At 56.2% G+C, this 22,135-nt stretch carries 18 protein-coding genes and 1 tRNA gene; 11 read left to right on the top strand and 8 right to left on the bottom strand.

Annotated features, from left to right (window positions below; translation table 11 throughout):
* Positions 1-44 precede the first annotated feature (44 nt).
* Entirely contained in the window at positions 45-1,529 is a 1,485-nt protein-coding gene (locus G7G_RS0107940) for a divergent polysaccharide deacetylase family protein (protein WP_037321030.1), read from the top strand.
* A gap of 24 nt (positions 1,530-1,553) precedes the next feature.
* Here G7G_RS0107940 and trpE read toward each other — a convergent pair whose 3' ends face one another.
* The 5 genes from trpE to fabI all read right to left on the bottom strand — a co-directional run bounded on the left by trpE (position 1,554) and on the right by fabI (position 7,537).
* Positions 1,554-3,065, bottom strand: a complete 1,512-nt coding sequence (trpE, locus tag G7G_RS0107935; RefSeq protein ID WP_010440278.1) for an anthranilate synthase component I — start codon at positions 3,063-3,065, stop codon at positions 1,554-1,556.
* Positions 3,066-3,076: 11 nt separating this feature from the next.
* Complete coding sequence (locus G7G_RS0107930) at positions 3,077-4,918, bottom strand: peptidyl-prolyl cis-trans isomerase (RefSeq protein WP_010440277.1); 1,842 nt, start codon at positions 4,916-4,918, stop codon at positions 3,077-3,079.
* An 81-nt stretch (positions 4,919-4,999) separates the two neighbouring features.
* On the bottom strand, positions 5,000-6,175 hold the full coding sequence (locus tag G7G_RS0107925; RefSeq protein ID WP_010440276.1) for an aminotransferase: 1,176 nt from the start codon (positions 6,173-6,175) through the stop codon (positions 5,000-5,002).
* Positions 6,176-6,214: 39 nt separating this feature from the next.
* Entirely contained in the window at positions 6,215-6,724 is a 510-nt protein-coding gene (gpt, locus tag G7G_RS0107920; protein WP_010440275.1) for a xanthine phosphoribosyltransferase, read from the bottom strand.
* A gap of 6 nt (positions 6,725-6,730) precedes the next feature.
* Positions 6,731-7,537, bottom strand: coding sequence for an enoyl-ACP reductase FabI (gene fabI / locus G7G_RS0107915; protein WP_010440274.1), 807 nt, complete (start codon positions 7,535-7,537; stop codon positions 6,731-6,733).
* A gap of 134 nt (positions 7,538-7,671) precedes the next feature.
* Between fabI and pdxH the strand changes: the two genes are divergently transcribed.
* The 4 genes from pdxH (at position 7,672) to G7G_RS0107890 (ending at position 9,521) form a co-directional block, all read left to right on the top strand.
* Positions 7,672-8,277 carry a pyridoxamine 5'-phosphate oxidase gene (gene pdxH, locus G7G_RS0107910; protein WP_010440273.1) on the top strand — a complete coding sequence of 202 codons (606 nt, stop codon included), beginning with the start codon at positions 7,672-7,674 and terminating at the stop codon, positions 8,275-8,277.
* 121 nt (positions 8,278-8,398) lie between these two features.
* Positions 8,399-8,926 (top strand): cold-shock protein, encoded by a 528-nt coding sequence (locus G7G_RS0107900; protein ID WP_029621826.1) that lies wholly within the window; start codon positions 8,399-8,401, stop codon positions 8,924-8,926.
* Between the two features lie 10 nt (positions 8,927-8,936).
* Positions 8,937-9,401: a DUF192 domain-containing protein gene (locus tag G7G_RS0107895; protein ID WP_010440270.1), complete on the top strand. Its 465-nt coding sequence runs from the start codon at positions 8,937-8,939 to the stop codon at positions 9,399-9,401.
* A 43-nt stretch (positions 9,402-9,444) separates the two neighbouring features.
* A tRNA-Pro gene (locus tag G7G_RS0107890) sits at positions 9,445-9,521 on the top strand.
* Between the two features lie 9 nt (positions 9,522-9,530).
* On the opposite strand, the gene G7G_RS0107885 is transcribed toward G7G_RS0107890, so the two are convergent.
* Entirely contained in the window at positions 9,531-9,983 is a 453-nt protein-coding gene (locus tag G7G_RS0107885) for a hypothetical protein (protein ID WP_120981140.1), read from the bottom strand.
* A 525-nt stretch (positions 9,984-10,508) separates the two neighbouring features.
* Between G7G_RS0107885 and G7G_RS0107880 the strand changes: the two genes are divergently transcribed.
* Entirely contained in the window at positions 10,509-14,126 is a 3,618-nt protein-coding gene (locus tag G7G_RS0107880) for a vitamin B12-dependent ribonucleotide reductase (RefSeq protein WP_010440268.1), read from the top strand.
* A gap of 542 nt (positions 14,127-14,668) precedes the next feature.
* The gene (locus G7G_RS0107875) at positions 14,669-14,914 is read left to right on the top strand and encodes an EF-hand domain-containing protein (RefSeq protein WP_010440267.1); all 246 of its coding nucleotides are present in this window, start codon (positions 14,669-14,671) and stop codon (positions 14,912-14,914) included.
* 54 nt (positions 14,915-14,968) lie between these two features.
* On the opposite strand, the gene G7G_RS0107870 is transcribed toward G7G_RS0107875, so the two are convergent.
* Positions 14,969-16,513 (bottom strand): trimethylamine methyltransferase family protein, encoded by a 1,545-nt coding sequence (locus G7G_RS0107870; RefSeq protein ID WP_010440266.1) that lies wholly within the window; start codon positions 16,511-16,513, stop codon positions 14,969-14,971.
* 418 nt (positions 16,514-16,931) lie between these two features.
* Between G7G_RS0107870 and G7G_RS0107865 the strand changes: the two genes are divergently transcribed.
* A complete protein-coding gene (locus G7G_RS0107865) occupies positions 16,932-17,450 on the top strand; it encodes an outer membrane protein (RefSeq protein WP_010440265.1) in 519 nt (172 codons plus the stop codon).
* A gap of 53 nt (positions 17,451-17,503) precedes the next feature.
* Here G7G_RS0107865 and G7G_RS0107860 read toward each other — a convergent pair whose 3' ends face one another.
* Positions 17,504-17,848, bottom strand: coding sequence for an MmcQ/YjbR family DNA-binding protein (locus G7G_RS0107860; RefSeq protein ID WP_029621825.1), 345 nt, complete (start codon positions 17,846-17,848; stop codon positions 17,504-17,506).
* Positions 17,849-18,066: 218 nt separating this feature from the next.
* On the opposite strand from G7G_RS0107860, the gene cysS reads away from it, so the two are divergent.
* The 3 genes from cysS (at position 18,067) to G7G_RS0107845 (ending at position 22,134) form a co-directional block, all read left to right on the top strand.
* Positions 18,067-19,647 (top strand): cysteine--tRNA ligase, encoded by a 1,581-nt coding sequence (cysS, locus tag G7G_RS22830; RefSeq protein ID WP_010440263.1) that lies wholly within the window; start codon positions 18,067-18,069, stop codon positions 19,645-19,647.
* 74 nt (positions 19,648-19,721) lie between these two features.
* Positions 19,722-21,356, top strand: a complete 1,635-nt coding sequence (cimA, locus tag G7G_RS0107850) for a citramalate synthase (RefSeq protein WP_010440262.1) — start codon at positions 19,722-19,724, stop codon at positions 21,354-21,356.
* A gap of 1 nt (position 21,357) precedes the next feature.
* On the top strand, positions 21,358-22,134 hold the full coding sequence (locus G7G_RS0107845) for a squalene/phytoene synthase family protein (protein WP_010440261.1): 777 nt from the start codon (positions 21,358-21,360) through the stop codon (positions 22,132-22,134).
* Position 22,135 lies beyond the last annotated feature (1 nt).

The raw sequence follows: 22,135 nt of genomic DNA, 5'->3' as shown, positions 1-22,135 counted from the left end.
TATGGGTGGTTGAGGCACGAAACAACGCGAGAGGCGAGATTTCGATGAGCGGATTTTATGGTGGATTGATCGCTGGTGCGGTCTCTGTACTGGCATTGGGCGCGGTCCTGTCGCTGTCCACCCCCTTGTCGCGCAAGCCAGAAGTCGCGGCAACCGCACCCGAAGTGGCTGATGCGCCTGATGCGCCTGAAACAGCGAATGTCGATAGCACTGGTGTCGATGCAGATTTGGTTGAGTTGCCACCATCGGGTCCCGAAAGCCCGGAACTCTCGTCAGATACTCTGGATGGGTTGGCAGACGTCGAGCTTGAGCCCGGGCCGCCTCCGCAGTCAAGTGAATCGCCTGTTGCCACCGCAGCACCTGCTGGAATTTCGACACCCGCGGTGACCGTTCAGACAGATGCGCCGACAGCACCGCCGCCACCGCTTGCTGAACCGGAGACGCCCAGACCAGAGGCTGAACCGGCCAGGGTTGCAGACGCGCCTCCGGCGCCAGAGCCTGAAGCGGTATCTGAACCCCGGATCGTGGACGAAACGCCTGAAGAACAAGCACCTCAAGTGGCGGCATTGGAACCCGAGACCGAAGAATTGCCGGACGTAACTTTTGAGGTTCCGGTAACCGAGGGCATGCCTAACGATAACCCGATTGCCGTTGAGGGCGAAGAAGATACACGCCCGGTCAGCAAGCCGCGCGTGCTGACGCTGCCTCAAATTGGCGGGGAAGGGACCGCGAGCTCTAATTCACTGATCGGCAAACGTGTCGTACCCCTGACCGAAAGGGATGACGCACCCGTTGAGCAATCCGAGGTAGTGCCTGAGGTGGCGGCAAAACCTATCGAAGCGCATGCCGCGATCTTTGAGAACCCCGAAGCCAAGCCACTGATGTCTATCATTTTGATCGACGATGAAGGAGCATTTGGAGTCGAGGCGCTTCAGGATTTTCCATACCCGCTAAGCTTTGCCATCAGCCCGTCAGACCCGGATGCAGCCGAAAAAATGGCGCGCCATCGCGAAGCGGGTTTTGAGGTGCTGGCGATGATTGACATGCACGAAGCTGCCAGCGCTCAGGATGCAGAAGTATCCTTGTCGGTGTGGTTGGATGAGTTACCCCACACAGTAGGCATTTTAGAGGGCGTCGAAAGCGGTATTCAGGGCAACCGAAAACTGGCAGACCAGGTCGCAGCGATTGTAGGTGATACCGGCCGGGGGCTGGTTACGCAGGACAATGGTCTGAACACCGCGCAGAAACTCGCCGCCCGCAATGGCGTACCGTCTAGCGTCGTGTTCCGCGATTTCGATGGGGCCAAGCAGGATCCCAAGATAATGCGGCGCTTTCTAGATCAAGCCGCATTCCGCGCCGGGCAGGAGGGTGCGGTCGTAATGCTTGGCCGATTGCGCCCCGAAACGATCTCGGCCTTGTTGCTGTGGGGGCTTGAGGATCGCGGCAGCCGGGTGGCGATGGCACCGATCTCAGCCGTGATGATGAAAGAGGTCGAACAAGGTGCTTCCGAAGCCTTGACGGACGGGTAATAGCGGCACCTTGTTGCCGCTTGCTCAGCTGTTTCCGCTGCCGGTAAAACGCGCCGCATCTGCCGCCGCGCGTCGGATCGCGTTCGATTTGTGCACGGTCTCCATATATTCCGCCTCGGGGTCGCTATCATAGACAACGCCGCCGCCAGCTTGGATATACAGCTTGTGGTCTTTCACGATGGCCGTACGCAAAGCGATGCACATGTCCATGTCGCCACCAGCGCTGAAATACCCAACACCGCCACCGTAGATGCCGCGTTTTTCGGGCTCCAACTCGTCGATAATCTCCATCGCGCGCACTTTTGGCGCGCCCGAGACTGTACCCGCAGGCATCCCGGCAAAGAAGGCATCCAGCGCGTCTTTGTCTTCGGCAAGTTCTCCGACCACGTTCGACACGATGTGCATCACGTGGCTGTAGCGTTCGATAATGAACTCTTCGGTGGGGCGGACGGTTCCGATCTTGGACACACGGCCCGTATCGTTGCGTCCAAGGTCCAACAGCATGAGGTGCTCGGCCAGTTCCTTTTTGTCGGCAAGCAGATCGATTTCGTTGGCCTTGTCTTCCTCGGGCGTTGCGCCTCGCGGTCGAGTGCCTGCGATTGGGCGGATCGTGACTTCATCCCCAAAGGCGCGGACCAGGATTTCAGGGCTCGCGCCTACGACCTGAAAGCCACCGAAGTTGAAATAGAACATGAAGGGCGACGGATTCGTACGCCGCAAAGACCGGTAGAGGGCAAACGGAGGTTGCGGAAAGTCCTGCGTCCAGCGTTGGGCTGGGACAACCTGGAAGATATCGCCTGCGCGGATATATTCCTTGGCCTTTTCAACGGCCTCCATGTAGCCCGATTTGGTGAAGTTGGATACTGGAGGACCAACTTCAATCGCGTCGCCCAGATCGCGTGTCTCGGCGGGCATTGCGCGCTCCAGATCACGCACAGCGTCCATGACACGCTCTGCAGCTTGTGCATATGCGGCTTTAGCGGATTGTCCGTCGCTGACCCAGGCCGGAGACACCACAGTGACCTCACCTTTAACACCGTCCAATACGGCGATCACCGAAGGCCGCAGCATGATCGCATCCGGCAGGCCCAGCGGGTCGGGGTTCACATCCGGCAAGTATTCCACAAGCCGCACCATGTCATAGCCCAGATAGCCAAACAGCCCGGCAGCTGCCTGTGGTAGATCGTCAGGCAGCGCGATGCGGCTTTCGGCCAGCAAATCGCGCAGGTTATCCATCGGATTGCCATCCTGTGGCTGAAACGCGTCGGCATCAAACCGGGCCGACCGGTTCAGGGCCGATGTTTCGCCATGACACCGCCAGACGAGATCGGGTTTCATGCCAATGATCGAGTAACGACCGCGCACCTCGCCACCGGTCACCGATTCGAGCATGAAGGCGTCTTTTTGTGCGCCCGTCAGCTTGAGCATTAAGGACACAGGCGTATCCAGATCGGCGGCAAGCCGGGTATAGACGACCTGATTTTCACCCGCGTCATAGGCGCGCGCGAAAGTTTCGAATTCTGGGGTCAGGGCCATGTGCTGTCTCTTTAATAGCTTGACCGTACCGCGTTCAGCGCTTGCTGATCCAGTACTGGGCGCGCGCGGGTCTGGGCGTTGCGCACATAGATATCAAAGATGTTCTGCGCCAGTGCCTGGTCAAACTGTGCTGCAAGAGCATCCTGCATCTGACGCTGTTCGTCGGTCTCGGCTGGTGGCAGCTCTTCATCCAAGCGCACGATCAGGGCAGTGCCGTTTCCGGGAATGACGCGTAATTCACCCGGTTCCAGCTCGAAGACCTGTGTCATGAAATCTACCGGAGTATCCTCAAGGAACGCAGTGCGCGTCAGGGCGTTTTCGACCCGGAAGGGCAGGCCAGTCGCCGTGAAATCTCCATCCGTCGCCAATTGGGTCAGCACCGAGTTTGCCTGATTTTGTAGCGCCTTCGCGGTCTCTGCTTGTGTCCAGGCCTCAGCAACCCGCCCTCGGGCATTTTCAAGCGGTTCGGGGCGGGGCTCAAGCACTTCATTCAGGCGCAAAGCAAAGATTGAACCGTCTTCGAGGAACGCGACTTCGGGAAAATCACCCTCTTGCACGGCCTCAGCGGCGGCGCGGAAGCCGTCATAGGCGGCAACGCCATCATCGCTTTGCTGGGTCCAGTCGATCTGGCCCAGTTCCAATTCAGTCTCATCGACCAATTCTTCCAGCGTTGCGCCGCCAGCAAGCAAGTCGTTGATGTCCTCGGCCTGCGCCTCGATCTGACGGCGCGCGCGATCTGAGGCAAGTTCATCACGCAACTCGGGCTCAGCATCTTCAAAGCTTACATTGTTTTCTGCCAGTGATCCGTTGATCCGGAACAAGGCTGGACCAAAAACAGATGGGAGCGGGCCGACGACATCGTCGATCTCGGCAGCGAATACAGCATCAGCGGCATCGCCAAGGTCCTCGCGGGTGACGTCACCCAGATCTACATCGCCCAGCTCAAGTTGCCGATCGCGGACCAGTTGTTCAAAATCTGCTCCACCAACCTCCAGCTGAGCCAGGGCCTCGGTTGCGGCTTCTTCGCTGGGATAGGTCAGGCGTTCGACCAAACGGCGCTCGGGCTGGAAATACTGTTCTGCGCGCTGGTCGTAGAGGCGGCGCAACGAGTCTTCGTCGATCTCAATCGTATCAAGCAGCATCTCTGGTGACAAAATGGCATACGTCAGTTGCTTGGTGCGGGGCAGTGTAAACAGATCAGTGTTCTCGTCATAGAATGTCTGAATCTGATCTTCTGTCGGTTCTGCCACGGGCGTCTCCAACGCGTCTGCGGACAGCGTCGCCACGGTAAAGCTGCGGCGGGCCAGTACATAGTTCGCCATTGCTTCGGTCAGAGCACGCGGCATCTCAACCCCGCCCATGACTGCACCCTGCACGATTGTGCGGGCAGATTCCTTGCGCAAATCCGATTCGAACTCGGAATCAGTCATCCCGACCTGTTCGAGCTGAAAGCGATAGGCTTCGCGGTCGAATGTACCGTTCACCCCCTGGAATGCGGGTATCTGGACGATCTCGTTCTGCAGGTTCTCGTCGCCGATCGAAATGCCAAGCTGCCCGACTTCATTGTCCAGCGCGGCCAGTGCAATCAGACGCGACAAGGCCAATTGGTCCAATCCAAGATCGTGCGCTTGCGAAATCTGCATTGGCTGTCCGGTTTGCGCCTCGACCGCCCTGATTTCGCGCTGAAGTTCGCGGAAGTATTCGTCGACCGAAACACTCTCATCACCGACCTGCGCAACAGTACGCACGGTTCCGGTCAGGCTGGTGGCGCCAAAGCCAGCAAGGCCCAGCATCAAAAGACCCATGAGAATCCAGACAAAGGTTTTGGATAGGTTTTTCATGCCTGCGGCCATGGTGCCCTCTTGGTTTGGTCGGCGAGTGTCTGCCCTGCTAGTTGCGGCCCTGAATACGATGCGTGCAGTCGAGGGGCAAGCTTAGAAGGACAGGGCCGGCAAACGGTCGAACAATTGCGCGATTCCGGCGCGATCGAGATTGGCAAACGCGATGCGGACCTGTTGTTTCCCAGTCGGGTCATGCGCGGGCATGAACATGGTTCCGGGCAACAGCAGAATGCCCGCCTCAGGCACCAACTGCCGGGCCAAATCGTCCGATGCGATTTGATAGGGGTGTTCGAGATAGGCGAAGTAAGCACCCAGCCCCAGAAGACGCCAGCCTTTTGCCTCTAGCCGAGGCATTCCTTCGGCAATTGCAGCCCTTCGGTCTAGAATCTCATCACGCTCAGCGGCAACCCAATGAGACAGGTTCTGCATTCCCCAAAGCGCAGCGAATTGACCGATCTGGCCGGGGCAGATCGCAACGGTGTCTAAAAACTTCTCAATCTCCGACAAAAGCGGTGTACCGGCAGCGATTGCGCCGACTCGGTGCCCAGTCAGGCGATAGGCTTTCGAGAACGAGTAGAGATGCACAAAGGTATCGTCCCAATCTGGCTGCTGGAACAATTCATGTGGCGCACCAGATCGGCTGTCGAAATCGCGATAGGTTTCATCAACCAACAGACGAATCCCTGTTTCCTGCGCGAGTTCATAGAAGCGGCGTACCAGGTCTGATGGGTATTCGACACCACCGGGATTGTTCGGCGTGACCAATGCAATGGCCCGCGTTTTCTTGGTGATCAGTGCGCGCGCCATCTCGGGGTCGGGCAACAGATCGTTACTGGTGGGCAAGTCGATGGCTTTGACACCGGCCATATCCAGCCACATTTTGTGATTGAAATACCACGGGGTTGGCAGAATGACCTCATCACCCTGATCCGTAATCGCCGAGATCACGGCCGAGAAAGCCTGATTGCAGCCCGAGGTAATCGCGACCTGATTAGCCTTAATTCTTGCTTCGTAGTGTTCGCTGATCTGTGCAGCCAGCTCGGTCCGTAATTCATCATTGCCCAGAACTGGGCCATAGAGATGTGCGCTGTCCTGTTCGACTGTGAATTCGGCCATAGCTTGCCGCAAGGCCAGTGGCGGTGGATCGACCGGAGCCGCTTGACTGACATTGATCAGCGGACGGTCTTCAGGAAACTCGACCCCGTCCAGCCAACGCCGCGCCTCCATCACCGGAGGGGCAAAGGTGGCGGCGGTACGGGTCATATTCATGGAAAGTCCGTGTTTTTGGTGTTCAAGCAAAACGCTTGATCAATCGGTACCCCGGTAAGGCTCGACATATTGCAAGGCCATATCCCATGGGAAGAAGATCCAGGTGTCTTGGCTGACCTCGGTAATAAAGGTATCAACCATGGGTCGGCCCTTGGGTTTGGCATATACGGTCGCGAAATGCGCCTTGGGATACATTTCGCGCACGAGTTCAAGCGTTTTTCCACTGTCGACCAGATCATCTATGATCAGGATACCCGTCCCATCGCCCATCAAATCAGCATTGGGGGCTTTTAGAATCTCAGCCTCACCCTGTGACTGGTGGTGATACGACCGCACGCTGACGGTATCGACCGTGCGGATATCCAGTTCACGGCTGACGATCATCGCAGGAGCCATTCCGCCTCGAGTGATCGCTACGACGGCACGCCAAGCGCCATCATCTGGACCTTGCCCATCCAGACGCCAAGCCAGGGCGCGCGAGTCGCGATGAATCTGATCCCAGCTGATGTGGAAGCCTTTTTCGTGGGGCAGGCGGTCCTTGGCGCTCATGGTCTTTTATCCTTTTTCAACATCCGGCGCGTCGACGGCCTTCATTCCGACGATGTGATATCCCGAATCCACGTGCAGATTCTCTCCGGTCACACCGCTGCTGAGGTCTGACAGCAGGTACAGCGCTGATTTGCCGACATCATCGATGGTCACGTTGCGACGCAGCGGAGAATTATACTCGTTCCACTTCATGATATAGCGGAAATCGCCGATGCCGCTGGCTGCGAGTGTCTTGATTGGACCCGCCGAGATCGAGTTGACGCGAATACCGTCTTTTCCCAGATCCTCAGCCAGATACTTGACCGATGCCTCAAGCGCAGCCTTGGCGACACCCATAACATTATAATGGGGCATGACCTGTTCAGCGCCGTAATAGGTGAGGGTGACTGCGCTACCGCCTTCGCCCATCATCTTCTCTGCGCGCTGCATAACGGCTGTAAAAGAGTAGACCGATACGTCCATCGTCAGATTGAAGTTAGCGCGCGATGTGTCGACGTAGCGCCCACGAAGCTCGTTCTTGTCAGAAAAGCCAATGGCGTGAACAACAAAGTCAAGCCTTCCCCATTTCTCTTCAAGCGAGTTGAAAAGGTTATCAATCGATTCCTCGTCGCTGACATCGCAGGGCAGAACGATTTCGCTGCCCAATTGCGCAGCCAGCGGGTCGACACGTTTTTTCAGCGCGTCTCCCTGATAGGAAAAGGCCAGTTCGGCCCCGGCGTCGGACAAGGCGCGGGCTATCCCCCATGCGATTGATTTGTCATTGGCCAGTCCCATGATGAGGCCGCGTTTTCCGGCCATCAACTGATTTGACATCTTCGGTTCTCCGCCTGTCGTCGCATTGTGTTGAGTTGGTTTATGCCATTGATTGTCCTGCGGCAAGGCCATGCGCTCTTGCCCGCAGCGGGTTCTCGCCTTAGGGTCGGGTTAATTATTTCCAGGGGATGGAAATGAACGAGCACAATGGCATCTTTGCCGGGACTGATCCGTTTGAAATCGCGGGTCGGTGGCTGGCTGAGGCGGAAAAGACCGAACCAAACGATCCGAACGCGATTGCATTGGCAACCGTGGATTCGGAAGGTTTGCCTAATGCAAGAATGGTTCTGCTGAAAGAAATCGAAAAAGACGCATTTGTCTTCTATACGAACTATAACAGCGCCAAGGCACAGGAACTGGACAGTGCCCATAAAGCGGCATTTGTGATGCACTGGAAATCTTTGCGGCGTCAAATTCGAGTTCGTGGTATAGTCAGCAAAGAAGACGGGCCTGGGGCAGACGCGTATTATGCCTCGCGCTCGCTTAAGAGCCGTCTGGGTGCCTGGGCCTCTCGCCAGTCGCAACCTCTGGAGAGCCGGGCATCTTTGATGGCCGAGGTGGCAAAGGTGACGGCAAAGTTGGGACCCAATCCGCCGCGCCCGGAATTCTGGGGAGGGTATCGGGTTTCACCTGTCGAAGTGGAATTCTGGGCTGATGGAGCCTTCAGGTTGCATGACAGGTTTCAATGGAAGAGGCGTAACGCCGATTCCGATTGGCAAGTGCAGAGGTTGAATCCGTGATGTTCGCGTACCGTGAAATGCAACTGATTGCTATTAATAGTTTTTTTCAGCTTGAATTTGCGAGTGAATATCATAAACAACAAACCCTTAACGGCTTGCCTATTATCGTAACGGGAAAACAGTGCCAGAAGATTTGAACAGCATGTATCGCGTCCATGGACACGTTAAATGGTTCGATCCCGCAAAGGGATACGGATTTGTTGTGTCCGACGATGGCGGTCCGGACATACTGTTGCATGTCAATGTGTTGCGCAATTTTGGTCAGAGCTCGGTCGCCGACGGTGCTGGTATCGAGATTATGACGCACAAAACTGATCGCGGTGTTCAGGCGGTCGAAGTGATCAGCGTTGATCCACCCGTGCGGGCAGAAACAATGATGCTGGCCGACTTTGCGGAGCTTGATCCGACCGTGATCGGCAATGCTCCATTAGAGGCAGCGCGTGTCAAATGGTTCGACAAAGGCAAGGGATTCGGCTTCGCCAATGTCTTCGGAAGCAGCGAAGATGTGTTCTTGCACATTGAGGTTCTTCGCCGTTCAGGTCTTGCGGATCTGCAACCGGGAGAAGCCTTGGCCATGCGTGTGATTGACGGAAAGCGCGGACGGATGGCGGCACAGGTTCTTGCCTGGGAAGCGGCGCTGAACGCCTAGGTCTTAAAGAATGAGAACAGCATTATTCGTAGCGGCCCTGACATTTCTGATCAGTGGTGGCGCGCAAGCCGAATGCCGTTCTGACCGTGTCGAGTTGCGAAATGAACTTGCGCAGGTTCGATTTGATATCGAGTTGGCCGTTACCCCTCAGGAACGATCACGCGGGCTGATGTTTCGTGAGAGTATGCCCAACCGCTCTGGCATGCTGTTCATCTTTGATCCACCGCAGCGGGTGGCGTTTTGGATGAAGAACACGCTGATCCCTTTGGACATGATCTTTACCGACAAAGCAGGAACCGTCACCCGCGTGCATGAGGGCGCGATCCCTGGCGATCTGACCCCGATCGAAGGCGGCGATTCGGTTTATGCCGTGCTTGAAATCAATGCGGGACTTGCCGCGCGCTATGGTATTCGACCAGGAACACAGATGCGCCACCAAGTTTTTTCGCAAGGTCCTGCAATTTGGCCCTGTTAGGGCTTTTCAAATCAGATCGGCGCGTTTAGGAAGGCGCACGGTCCGGGGCGTGGCGCAGTCTGGTAGCGCACCTGTTTTGGGTACAGGGGGTCGTAGGTTCGAATCCTGCCGCCCCGACCATTTCCACTCTTACACCGGCGTTCCGCCATAGTCGGTGTAGAGTCTGGAAAAATCCCTGTCCAATTCATCGCTTTCGATTGGAATCTTAAGTGTGCTTCCGCTTTTTTGGGGAATGATAAAAAACAATTCGGCATCCACACGGTAGCCTGCTTGATTCTTTGCTGAACTTAGCCGCGTCACGATCTTTGGCAGATTTTGAGAATATCCATCAAAATTGAGAATCAGATAGGCTGTCGCCTCGGGCGAGAGTATTTCGCGACATTCAAAACTGCTTGTCCCGGTTTTGACGAATTTATCGCCAGGGCCAGCGCAGTCTGTCTTGAAGGAATTGAACAGGTTCTGCGGGTACCCATCGAATTGAGCGCTACGAGACGCAGGCGGAACGTCCTGTGCTGTGCAGGACACGATTAAGCCCATAATAGTTAACAACGAAGTCAAACGCATGTTGAATAGATTTCCCATCCAGAAATGTCGTGATTTACAAACTATGGCACGCGCCACGTTGCGGTGACGATGATTCTCTGAATATGTCCTTAATGTCGGACAGGTTGATCAATTTCCTCTAACTGTGGCGGAAAAAAAGAGAAATCACTCTGACGCATCGAGCGCAGATTGATTGGTATCCGGGGACAGGCCTGTGGAGGAATCGCGATCCGGCAAGAAACCGCCGGTTCGTCAGATCAGGTCAAGCTAAAAGATTCCAAAAATGACTGAAAAAGCCCGTTGACCATCTATGGGAATATACGTCAGATTGTATGGGCCGAAAGACGAGCCACTAAATCTGGTAGCAATAACCAGAAAAGGCATCGGACGAGGGACGGAATGCAAACCAGTTTGACGTGAAACCGTATTTACGGTTCTGCGCTGTTATCGGCAGCGCTTGGTCCCTTGCGTCTCAATATTACGGCAGGGCGGGCGGCACACCGCGACATCAAGATTTTGTGCCGGGTACTAAAATTTGGACAGATCGTAGCTGGGGCAGCGGACATGAAAATTGAAAGAAAATTCACCAAACCTGGACAGGATGCATATGCCGATCTGGATTTTGTGTCTGCAACATCCGAGATTCGCAATCCCGACGGTACTATCGTTTTTCGTCTGGACGAAATCGAGGTTCCCGCAAAGTGGAGCCAGGTCGCCAGCGACGTTATCGCGCAAAAGTACTTCCGCAAAGCAGGTGTTCCGTCCAAGCTGAAGAAGGTTAAGGAAAAGGACGTTCCTGAATTCCTGTGGCGTTCGGTCCCCGCAGACGGCGCTGAATTTGATGGTGAGACGTCTTCAAAACAGGTGTTCGATCGCCTTGCAGGTGCTTGGGCCTATTGGGGTTGGAAGGGCGGCTATTTTTCGACCGAGGAAGACGCGCGCGCCTATTTCGACGAGATGCGCTATATGCTGGCGACCCAGCGTGCTGCACCGAACTCGCCGCAATGGTTCAACACGGGTCTGCACTGGGCCTATGGTATCGATGGTCCGGCGCAGGGGCACCATTATGTTGATTACAAAACCGGCAAGCTGACTAAATCGAAATCCGCCTATGAGCATCCGCAACCGCACGCGTGCTTTATCCAGTCAGTGGACGATGATCTGGTGAACGAGGGTGGCATTATGGATCTGTGGGTGCGTGAGGCGCGCCTGTTCAAATACGGCTCGGGCACCGGGACCAACTTCAGCCACCTGCGCGCAGAAGGCGAGGCGTTGTCGGGTGGCGGTAAATCCTCGGGCCTGATGGGCTTTCTCAAGATCGGCGACCGCGCCGCTGGCGCGATCAAATCAGGCGGGACAACCCGTCGGGCAGCAAAGATGGTGATCGTCGATGCAGATCACCCGGACATCGAGCAATTCATCGAATGGAAGGTGATCGAAGAGCAGAAGGTGGCCTCGATCGTTGCCGGATCAAAGATGCACGAGAAGATGCTGAATGGCATTTTCGAGGCCATCCGCAGCTGGGACGGCGCGCAGGATGATGCGTATGATCCCAATAAGAATGACAGCCTGAAGAAAGCGGTTCGCGAGGCGAAAAAGGTCGCGATCCCCGAGACTTATATCAAGCGCGTGCTGGATTACGCCAAGCAGGGCCACGACAGCATCGAATTCCCGACCTATGACACGGACTGGGATTCGGAAGCCTACAGCTCGGTTTCTGGCCAGAACTCGAACAACTCGATCCGCGTGACCAACGCCTTTCTGACTGCCGTTGAGAAAGACGCCGATTGGGAACTGATCAACCGTACCGACGGCAAGGTTGCTCGCACCGTCAAGGCACGCGATCTGTGGGAGAAAGTCGGCCACGCAGCATGGGCCTGCGCCGATCCGGGCATCCAGTTCCACGATACCGTCAACGAATGGCACACTTGCCCCGAAGATGGTGAAATTCGCGGCTCGAACCCGTGTTCGGAGTACATGTTCCTCGATGACACGGCTTGCAACCTGGCGTCGATGAACCTGCTGACTTTCCTCAAGGACGGTGAATTCCAGGCAGCCGACTATATGCACGCCTCGCGTCTGTGGACCCTGACGCTGGAAATCTCGGTGACGATGGCGCAATTCCCGTCGAAGGAAATCGCGCAGCTGTCCTATGACTTCCGCACTCTGGGTCTGGGTTATGCCAATATCGGCGGCCTGCTGATGAACATGGGCTACAGCTATGACTCGGATGAGGGTCGGGCGATCTGTGGCGTGCTGACTGCGATCATGACCGGTGTGGCTTATGCGACCTCGGCCGAGATCGCTGGTGAGCTGGGACCGTTCAAAGGGTATGAGCGTAACGCAGACCACATGCTGCGCGTCATTCGCAATCACCGCCGCGCGTCGCAGGGCGTGACCGAGGGGTATGAGAAGCTGGCGGTGAAGCCAGTGCCTCTGGACCATGGCAACTGCCCGGACAAGCGTCTGGTCGATCTGGCCATGTCGGCCTGGGATGAGGCGTTGAGCCTTGGTGAGAAGAACGGCTACCGCAACGCGCAGGCCACCGTGATCGCTCCCACCGGCACAATCGGTCTGGTGATGGATTGCGACACGACTGGAATCGAGCCCGATTTTGCGCTGGTCAAGTTCAAAAAGCTGGCCGGTGGTGGCTACTTCAAGATCATCAACCGCTCGGTGCCTTCGGCGCTGGAAAAGCTGGGTTATTCCTCGGCTCAGATCGAAGAAATCGTGGGTTACGCGGTTGGTCACGGCACCATCGGCAACGCGCCGGGGATCAACCACACCTCGCTGACCGGCCACGGCTTTGGCCCCAACGAACTGGCCAAGGTGGACGCCGCGCTGGAAAGTGCTTTTGATATCCGGTTCGTCTTCAACCAGTGGACACTGGGCGAGGATTTCTGCACCGGCGTTCTGGGCATCCCGGCGACCAAGCTGAATGACCCGACCTTCGACCTGCTGCGTCATCTGGGCTTTACCAAGGCAGATATCGACGCGGCCAACGACCATGTGTGCGGAACCATGACGCTGGAAGGCGCGCCGCATCTGAAGGAAGAGCACTATTCGATCTTCGACTGCGCCAACCCGTGCGGCAAAAAAGGCAAGCGTTTCCTTGGCGTTGATAGCCACATCACCATGATGGCTGCAGCGCAGAGCTTCATCTCGGGCGCGATCTCGAAGACGATCAACATGCCGAATGACGCCACCATCGAGGATTGCCAGAAGGCTTATGAACTCAGCTGGTCGTTGGGTGTGAAGGCGAACGCACTCTATCGTGACGGCTCGAAACTGTCTCAGCCTCTGGCCGCGGCACTGGTTGAGGACGACGACGAAGCAGCAGAAGTGCTGGAAAGCGGTTCGACGCAGGAAAAAGCCGTCGTTCTGGCCGAGAAGGTAATCGAGAAGGTCGTGGTCAAGGAAATGATCCGCAGCCATCGCGAGAAACTGCCGCATCGCCGCAAAGGTTATACCCAAAAGGCGATCGTTGGCGGCCACAAGGTCTATCTGCGCACCGGTGAGTTCGAAGACGGCAAGCTGGGTGAGATTTTCATCGACATGCACAAGGAAGGTGCTGGCTTCCGAGCGATGATGAACAACTTTGCCATCGCCGTGTCAGTCGGTCTGCAATACGGCGTGCCGCTGGAGGAGTTTGTTGACGCCTTCACCTTCACCAAGTTCGAACCTGCGGGAATGGTTCAGGGCAACGACTCGATCAAGAACGCAACGTCGATCCTGGATTACATATTCCGTGAACTGGCCGTGTCCTATCTGGACCGCACCGATCTGGCCCATGTAAAGCCAGAAGGCGCAACCTTCGATGATTTGGGTAGGGGCGAAGAAGACGGTCTTTCGAATGTTTCAGAAATCAGTGAAACTGCGGCGACCAAGTCATTGGAAGTGCTGAAACAAATCAGCTCGACCGGCTATCTGCGTAAGCGTCTGCCACAGGATCTGATGGTCTTCAACGGTGGTCAAGCCGACGTGACCGGTATGGCGGAGACCGCAGCGACATTCGAAGCTCCTGCTGAAACGGCGGTTGCGACAGGAATGGACGCCCGCACCAAAGCCAAGATGCAAGGGTACGAGGGCGATCCCTGCGGTGAATGTGGAAACTACACGCTGGTGCGAAACGGCACCTGTATGAAGTGCAACACCTGCGGCGCGACAAGCGGGTGTAGCTGAGTTTAGCGCCCCGGCAACCCGGGGTGCAGGGGTCGGATAGCTGCCACAGGTACCGACCCCGACGAATACGGAGCAAGGCGCTGAGACTTACCAACGATGCCTTGGTCCACTCGGCCGACATGCCCGTGTTGGCCGGGAACAGGGTGGGGCGGAATATTTGCTCCCTCCCACTCTCTCACGGGGCGGGTGCGCTCGTCCCATGCGCAGTCCAGGCCGCAGGCAAAAAAACACCGGGCGGTCAACGAAATGAGCCTGGAAGGCGAAACTGACAGGGGGCTTCGGCCCCCTTTCTTTTTTCAAGTGCGAGTCGGTTTTTGAGCAGAGGATTGCCAGATTATCTCGCCCGGGTCGGGCAAGAGTTGCCGAAACCTGTGTGGGCCATTTTGCCCGGCAAACCTCCGCAGATGCGACTCGGGCAAACACGCAGAGATTGGCCCGAATGGAGCAAAATCAATCGGAGCGGGTGACTTGCCCTTTGGGTGGCTTTCTTTTGGCGCTTGTCCGGACACAAACACTTAAGAAGACACACTCAGGAGGCAAATATGAAACCGCAGAAATTGGCCGTAATATCGGCGCTGGCACTTGGACTGCCGACATTGGTGTTGGCCCAGAACGCAGCTGACACCAACGGCGATGGCGTGCTGACAATCGACGAGGTTCAGGCCGTTGTGCCAGAGGTTGACGCCGAGGGTTTCGCGCAGATGGACGCAAACGGCGACGGCGCGCTTGATCAGGATGAGATCACAATCGCCCAACAGGCAGGACTGTTGCCGCCCTCCAACGGTTGATCCACTTAGAAAAATGGCGGCCCGATTTATTCGGGCCGCCTATATTTCAGTAGGTTACGCAGGCAAGTGAATGTTAAACCTGTCGCGGAGTTCGGCATCCAGCAGAGGATCAAATCTGGCCGGGGATGGCACCGCCAGAATCTCATCTTTCCGCTTCACCGCTTTCTCGATCAGATCAGGTTTTCCAAGTTCAACCCATTCTTTTGGAGACGAACGGTCGCCAAAGGTTGGATAGACGTAGTCCGCCTGCATACGGCCCAAGGTCGCATCTGTCCCTAGATAGTGACCCGGGCCGCCCATGCAAACCTCGGCCATTTGATCCAGCGCCAGAGTTTCATCCGACACTTCGATTCCACGTACGCAGCGCTGCGCTTGTCCGATCAGATCGTCGCTTAGGATTAAGCTCTCATGGCAGAAGCCCAGCAATGAGGCGTGCATGCCTGCGGCCTCATAAACCATATTCAGGCCCGAAAGTCCGGCCATGACGTTCGAGCACATCTGTTCCCAACCGGCCTGCATATCAGGCAGTTTCGCGTCTGAGGCACCGGCGGCGGCTCCGCCAGGCAGGTCATAGAAATGGTGCATCTGGGCGCAACCAGCGGTCAGCAGGGCTTGTTCCCCAGAGCCAATAGACATTGCACCGGTGCGCAGATCCAACCCAAATGGCCAGGTGCCAAAAATCGCAGGCGCACCGGGCTTTACGGCGTTTACATAAACCAAACCGGCCAGACATTCAGCCGTGGCTTGCGCTATCGCCCCGGCAACTGTCGAGGGTGCTGTGGCTCCGGCCATGCCGGCGGACAGCAGCAGAACCGGCATGCCAGCCTTGATGCACTCCTCCATCACCTCGCAGCTTTCGGTGGCGAATTTCATCGGTGGAACAACAAAACAGTTGGAGTTGGACATGAAAGGCCGTTCGCGCCACTTGTCCTCTCCGCCTGCAATCATGTGCAGCATTTCAATCGCGGGTGCGACATGGCTGGGTTCAGTGAAAGATGTGCCGATGTGTTTGAACGTACCGGAAGTGGTGGCGTAGACCGTGTTCAGGTCCATCTCGAGGTTGTCCGCAATATCGCGGCACACCATAGGACGTTGAACAAAGTGAATGTTTTCAAGCTGTTCACAGATGCGGGATGCATCGTGGAGATCCTGAAGGGTCGAATCGCGATATTCCTGCCCGTGCACATCGACCATGCTGACCGCCGCCCCGGCCGTTCCATAGTGAACCCGGTTTCCCGACAGCTCCAGATCGGACTTTCCATCCCGGCTGTACAGCGTGACCGAACGATTTGCTTTGGCGATAGTGTCTTCGACCAATGCACGCGGGAAGCGGATGCGGCCATCGTCGCCCAGGGAACAACCGGCGGCCACCAGATAATCGATCCCGCTTTGTGGCGCATCGGCAAGTCCAATAGTTTCCAGCGCAGTCAATGCGGCCTCATGGATACGCTCAATCTGGTGCAGAGTCAGAACCTTCAGCGTTCCACCCTCCATGCCGGGTCGAATAGGGCGCAAATGCTCTGGCAGGGCCGAGGCGCGGGCTGCACGGCGTGCAGCGCGGCCACCGCTACGGGATGAGTTTCGGGTTTGTTCGTTCATTTTGGAATCCGGTCGAAGAAATGCGTATTGGGTTGAGTGAACTCAGACCGCTGCTGGTCGCCCTCGTGCCGCACGTCCACGATCCGCTCCGATGGTGCGGCTGACCAGACGTATTTTCCAAACTTCGTTGTGCATTGTGTTCCAATCTAACTGAGTTCATATTTTCAACGCTCAGCGTCACAATCTGTTCTGTTTGCGACCTGCAAATGAATTTCCGCGCAAAAATTTCACCGGCGATGGGAACAGGTTAAATTGATATACAGAAATGTTTTTTTCCGTTACACTAAAAATCTGTTAACCTATCCCTAGTTAATTTTGAGACAACTGTTGGTTTGAATTGGAAGTCGGTGCGGATTGTCCTTCTGTCGGATATCTCCGCATTATTTTATGGACCGCTTCTGGTTTATTGGAGGGCTTGATGAAGTCAACGATTGCCGCACTCGTCATCGCGCTGTTCGCAGGTGTCGGGCCGGTATTGGCAGAAGACTGGACCGGAGCATATGCAGGTTTCAGTTTCGGCTATGCGGATGTTGACGGATCGGGCAATGCTGGCGGAAGCGATGTCGGTTTTGGCCCTGTGATCGGATACGACTACGATTTTGGAAATTTCGTGTTGGGTGGTGAACTGGAATACAACTGGCTCAACCTTGATCTTGGCCAGTCGGAGGGCAGTTTAGACAGCATGTCGCGTTTGAAATTACGCGGTGGCTACGATTTCGGCTCTGCACTGGGATACGTCGTCGTCGGCGCAGCGCGGGCTAGCACATCGGGTGATAGCGACACGGCAGCAGTATACGGCATCGGTGTAGCTTATCCTCTGGGTGATCGCTTCGTGATCAGCGGCGAGGCGCTAAGACAGGATTTTGAGAATGTTCCTCAGTCAGGTGGGAATCTTGACGCAAACGTCTTCAACCTGCGCACTACATTCCGCTTTTAACAAACGCTTTAGGTAGGTTGAATAAACCACTTCGCGCTCTTCAAAACCACCAATCAGAAACGATCGGTTAAAGTTGCTTGAACTTTCTTGGGGAGCGACGCGCGTATGATGTCGTAGGATGATACAAGGCGATGGCTCATTTCTTCAAAATCTGTGGACCAGGGCAGACAAACCCAACTGCGATGGAAGTATGGTGCCTTGATCCCAACTCCGGCATCGATCAGCATTTGGGCTGTCTCAATGTCAGGTGTCTTGACTGACACGCCATCCCCGACTGAGCCGACGCAGGCGAACATCTTGCCGCCCACTTTCCAGGCGTCGTGACCTCCTCCCCAGGGATCGGAAAGCTCGGCCCCTGGCAGTTCAGCGCAAATGGAATTGACGTATTCACGGCTCATGAGAGGCAGAGTGCCGATACCGCAGGCAAAACTCAAGGCTTGGCTCAGCGCAGTACTCGTGCTACCCACGGCGCATGAACCAGAAAACCTGCATCATTATTTGCTGCATTACCTGCTGATTTATCAAGCGGGCCGGTTTCTTTCGTTTTCATCCCTGAGACAAGTTGCTAAGCCCGCGCCAACGCGTGACGAACATGCTGTTTCAGGAGCACGACCCGATGACGACGATCAAACTGCACAACACGAGGACACGGACGAAAGAGGATTTCGTGCCGATCGATCCAGGCAATGTGCGGATGTATGTCTGTGGTCCGACGGTTTATGACCGCGCCCATCTTGGGAATGCGCGGCCCGTGGTGGTGTTCGACGTGCTCTATCGTCTGCTGCGGCACGTTTATGGTGCGGATCACGTGACCTATGTGCGCAATTTCACCGATGTGGACGACAAGATCAACGCTACCGCTTTGGCGCGAAAACAGGCCGGTGCCGAAGGCTCTCTGGAGCAATTGGTTCAGGAACGCTCGGACGAGACCATAGGTTGGTATCTGCATGATATGGGCGCGCTTGGGGCGATGGAGCCCACGGAAATGCCGCGCGCGACACAGTATATCGCGCAGATGATTACGATGATCGAGAACCTGATTTCCAAGGGGCATGCTTATGCTGCCGAGGGTCATGTCCTGTTTGCGGTCGACAGTTGGAAAGAAGACTATGGCAGGCTGTCTGGCCGTTCGGTCGATGACATGATTGCCGGTGCACGGGTTGAAGTCGCTCCATACAAGAAAAACCCGATGGACTTTGTTCTATGGAAGCCGTCGACCGATGAGTTGCCCGGTTGGGACAGCCCGTGGGGTCGGGGGCGTCCGGGTTGGCATATTGAATGCTCGGCTATGAGCTATGAGCTGTTGGGCGAGAGCTTTGATATTCATGGCGGCGGCAACGATCTGATGTTCCCGCATCATGAAAATGAGATTGCTCAGAGCAAATGCGCACATCCGCATGGAGAATTCGCGCGCGTCTGGATGCACAATGAGATGCTGCAGGTCGAGGGCAAGAAAATGTCCAAATCTCTGGGCAATTTCTTCACTGTGCATGATCTGTTGGAGCAAGGTGTGCCTGGTGAAGTGATCCGGTTTGTCTTCCTTCAGACCCATTATCGCAAGCCGATGGACTGGACCGAGAAGAAGGCGCGTGAGGCCGAGGTAACGTTGCGCAAGTGGCGGGCGCTGACAGCGGGCATCGAGCCCGCCGCCACCGCGGCACCTGCGGTAATCGATGCGCTTGCGGATGATTTGAATACGGCAGGTGCTATTACGGAACTCCACCGGCTGGCTGCGGACGGAGACGCTGCGAGGCTGCTCGCAAGTGCGCAAGTTGTTGGACTTTTGTCCAATGACATGGGTAGTTGGGCAGATGCAGGTGCTGTGGACAAATCCTATTTTGCCGAAGAAATTAAAAATTGGATGCTGCTGCGTTCTGAATTCAAAGCACAGGCAAGGATTTGGATGAAGAGCGGCGAGAAAGAAAAGGGTGGTCTATTTTTCAGTTGGGCAGACCAGATGAGGGACAAGGATCTCGCCAATTTTGGTTTCAGTGTAAAAGATACAAACGATGGTTACGAGTGGGAGCTTCTACCCATCCTATCTCGAGTAAATGTTGTCCGATCTAGTACCGGCAAAGTTTCGGAATCGGATTCTGAGAAGGCCAGAGAGAATCATTGGGCGCAAACACTACTGCGCATGGCAAAGCATCGCGAAGGGCTACAAAAGCACTACGACGAGTTGATTGCTGAAGCTTGAGTGAGTCATCTGATAAGCGTCTTCTTCTCTGATCAATTGCGCAATTGCCGGAAAAAAGCCAAAGAGCCAAACACATGACCAAAACCCGCCTCTACCTCTACGACACCACCTTGCGCGACGGGCAGCAGACGCAGGGCGTGCAGTTCTCGACCGCTGAGAAAGTGCAGATCGCGCAGGCGTTGGATGCATTGGGTCTCGATTATATCGAAGGCGGTTGGCCCGGGGCGAACCCGACCGACAGTGCGTTTTTTGAGAGCGCTCCCAAGACCTCGGCCTGTATGACCGCGTTTGGGATGACCAAACGCTCTGGTCGGTCGGCAGAGAATGATGACGTTTTGGCGGCCGTCATGAATGCCGGAACGCCAGCCGTTTGTCTGGTGGGAAAGTCACATGATTACCATGTGACTCATGCGCTTGGCATCTCGTTGGAGGAAAACACTGAGAACGTAAGGGCTTCGGTCGCGCATATCGTGGCGCAGGGGCGTGAGGCCTTGTTCGATGCCGAACATTTCTTTGATGGCTATAAGGACAACCCGGAATATGCGGTTGAGGTCTGTCGTGCAGCGCTTGACGCCGGTGCACGGTGGGTCGTCTTGTGCGATACCAATGGCGGCGCGTTGCCCGCCGAGGTCGGGCGGATCGTGTCTGAGGTGATTGCGGCCGGTCTGCCGGGGGACCGATTGGGCATTCACACCCACAATGATACCGAAAACGCAGTGGCCTGTTCTCTGGCTGCCGTCGACGCGGGTGCGCGGCAGATTCAGGGCACTCTGAACGGGTTGGGAGAGCGTTGCGGTAACGCCAACCTGACCGCTTTGATTCCGACACTGATGATGAAAGAACCCTATGCTTCACGCTATGAGGTTAACGTGAAGCCCGAGGCTTTGGCTGGGCTGACCCGGATCAGCCGGATGTTGGATGACATCCTGAACCGCGTGCCCAGCAAGCAGAGCGCCTATGTCGGCGCGTCGGCGTTCGCCCATAAGGCCGGGCTGCATGCCAGCGCGATCCTCAAGGATCCAACGACCTATGAGCATATCGATCCTGCAAGCGTCGGGAATGCGCGCATCATTCCGATGTCGAATCAGGCTGGTCAATCGAACCTGCGCAAACGTCTGACCGATGCGGGATTGGCCGTTGAGGCGGGTGATCCGGCATTGGGACGCATCCTTGAGCGGATCAAACTGCGCGAGGCCGAGGGCTATTCCTATGACACCGCGCAGGCCAGTTTCGAGCTGTTGGCGCGGGATGAGTTGGGGCAATTGCCCGAGTTCTTTGAGGTCAAGCGCTATAAGGTCACCGTTGAGCGCCGGAAGAACAAATACAACAAGATGGTTAGCCTGTCAGAGGCGGTTGTTGTTGTGAAAGTGGATGGCGAGAAGAAGCTGTCGGTCAGTGAGTCGCTGGATGAAAGCGGCAGTGATCGCGGCCCGGTGAACGCGTTGGCGAAGGCCTTGGCCAAGGATTTGGGACAGTATTCGCAGATACTGTCGGATATGCGTCTGGTCGACTTCAAGGTGCGCATCACTCAAGGTGGGACCGAGGCGGTGACTCGCGTGATCATCGATAGCGAAGACGGGCAGGGACGGCGCTGGTCCACTGTCGGTGTCAGCGCGAACATAATCGATGCCTCGTTCGAGGCGCTATTGGACGCGATCCAGTGGAAACTGGTGAACGATTGCGCCCCGCAGTCCGCGGCAGCCGAATAAGGTGGAGTTCGACGACGACATCAAGGCTTGTGCAGAACTGGTGCATCGGGCCGATCCTGATCGCTTTATGGCGGCCATGGCCGCACCGGTCGAGGCACGGGCTGTCCTGTTCCCGATCTATGCGCTGAACGTCGAAGTGGCCCGCGCCCCGTGGGTGACTCAGGAGAGCATGATCGCTGAGATGCGGCTGCAATGGTGGCGCGATGCCTTGCAGGAAATTGCCGAAGGTCCATCCGTTCGTCGGCACGAAGTTGTCACGCCGTTGTCGCGGATACTCTCACCGCATCTGGCGGCGCAATTGGATGAATATGTCGCCGTAAGGCGTTGGGATATATACCGCGATCCGTTTGATGATGAGGAGCATTTTGACTCCTATATCGACCACAGCGCAGGATCGTTGATGGTGGTGTCGGCGCAGGCTTTGGGTGCGTCGGATGAGACTGTTCTTCGAAATTTTGGTTATGCGGCCGGGATTGCGAATTGGATGCGTGCTATTCCTGAGCTCGAGTCGCGAGGTCGTATCCCATTGTTAGACGGCACACAGGATGGTGTTCGGGCTTTGGCGCAGAAAGCGTTGGACCGGTTGGCGCGTGCGCGATCTGCACGTGGCGAAATATCGGCGGCAGCACGGCCTGCACTCTTTGCAGGGTGGCAGACAGAATGGGTGCTGCAGGCGGCCTTGGCACGGCCAGAACGTGTGGCTGCGGGTGCCTTGGCACAAGGCGAAATTCGCCGTCGGTTCTCTTTGATGAAGACAGCCGCGACAGGGCGCTGGTAAG

The organism is Ruegeria conchae, assembly GCF_000192475.1.
GTDB classification, from domain to species: domain Bacteria; phylum Pseudomonadota; class Alphaproteobacteria; order Rhodobacterales; family Rhodobacteraceae; genus Ruegeria; species Ruegeria conchae.
Note: the sequence above shows the minus strand (reverse complement) of the source record. Positions and strands in the feature narration are given on the sequence as shown.

Bases quoted from the DNA above. Each gene is read 5' to 3' on its own strand.
- G7G_RS0107940 (WP_037321030.1), top strand. From the start codon at position 45: ATGAGCGGATTTTATGGTGGATTGATCGCTGGTGCGGTCTCTGTACTG.
- trpE (WP_010440278.1), bottom strand. From the start codon at position 3,065: ATGGCCCTGACCCCAGAATTCGAAACTTTCGCGCGCGCCTATGACGCG.
- G7G_RS0107930 (WP_010440277.1), bottom strand. From the start codon at position 4,918: ATGGCCGCAGGCATGAAAAACCTATCCAAAACCTTTGTCTGGATTCTC.
- G7G_RS0107925 (WP_010440276.1), bottom strand. From the start codon at position 6,175: ATGAATATGACCCGTACCGCCGCCACCTTTGCCCCTCCGGTGATGGAG.
- gpt (WP_010440275.1), bottom strand. From the start codon at position 6,724: ATGAGCGCCAAGGACCGCCTGCCCCACGAAAAAGGCTTCCACATCAGC.
- fabI (WP_010440274.1), bottom strand. From the start codon at position 7,537: ATGTCAAATCAGTTGATGGCCGGAAAACGCGGCCTCATCATGGGACTG.
- pdxH (WP_010440273.1), top strand. From the start codon at position 7,672: ATGAACGAGCACAATGGCATCTTTGCCGGGACTGATCCGTTTGAAATC.
- G7G_RS0107895 (WP_010440270.1), top strand. From the start codon at position 8,937: ATGAGAACAGCATTATTCGTAGCGGCCCTGACATTTCTGATCAGTGGT.
- G7G_RS0107885 (WP_120981140.1), bottom strand. From the start codon at position 9,983: ATGGGAAATCTATTCAACATGCGTTTGACTTCGTTGTTAACTATTATG.
- G7G_RS0107880 (WP_010440268.1), top strand. From the start codon at position 10,509: ATGAAAATTGAAAGAAAATTCACCAAACCTGGACAGGATGCATATGCC.
- G7G_RS0107875 (WP_010440267.1), top strand. From the start codon at position 14,669: ATGAAACCGCAGAAATTGGCCGTAATATCGGCGCTGGCACTTGGACTG.
- G7G_RS0107870 (WP_010440266.1), bottom strand. From the start codon at position 16,513: ATGAACGAACAAACCCGAAACTCATCCCGTAGCGGTGGCCGCGCTGCA.
- G7G_RS0107865 (WP_010440265.1), top strand. From the start codon at position 16,932: ATGAAGTCAACGATTGCCGCACTCGTCATCGCGCTGTTCGCAGGTGTC.
- G7G_RS0107860 (WP_029621825.1), bottom strand. From the start codon at position 17,848: ATGAGCCGTGAATACGTCAATTCCATTTGCGCTGAACTGCCAGGGGCC.
- cysS (WP_010440263.1), top strand. From the start codon at position 18,067: ATGACGACGATCAAACTGCACAACACGAGGACACGGACGAAAGAGGAT.
- cimA (WP_010440262.1), top strand. From the start codon at position 19,722: ATGACCAAAACCCGCCTCTACCTCTACGACACCACCTTGCGCGACGGG.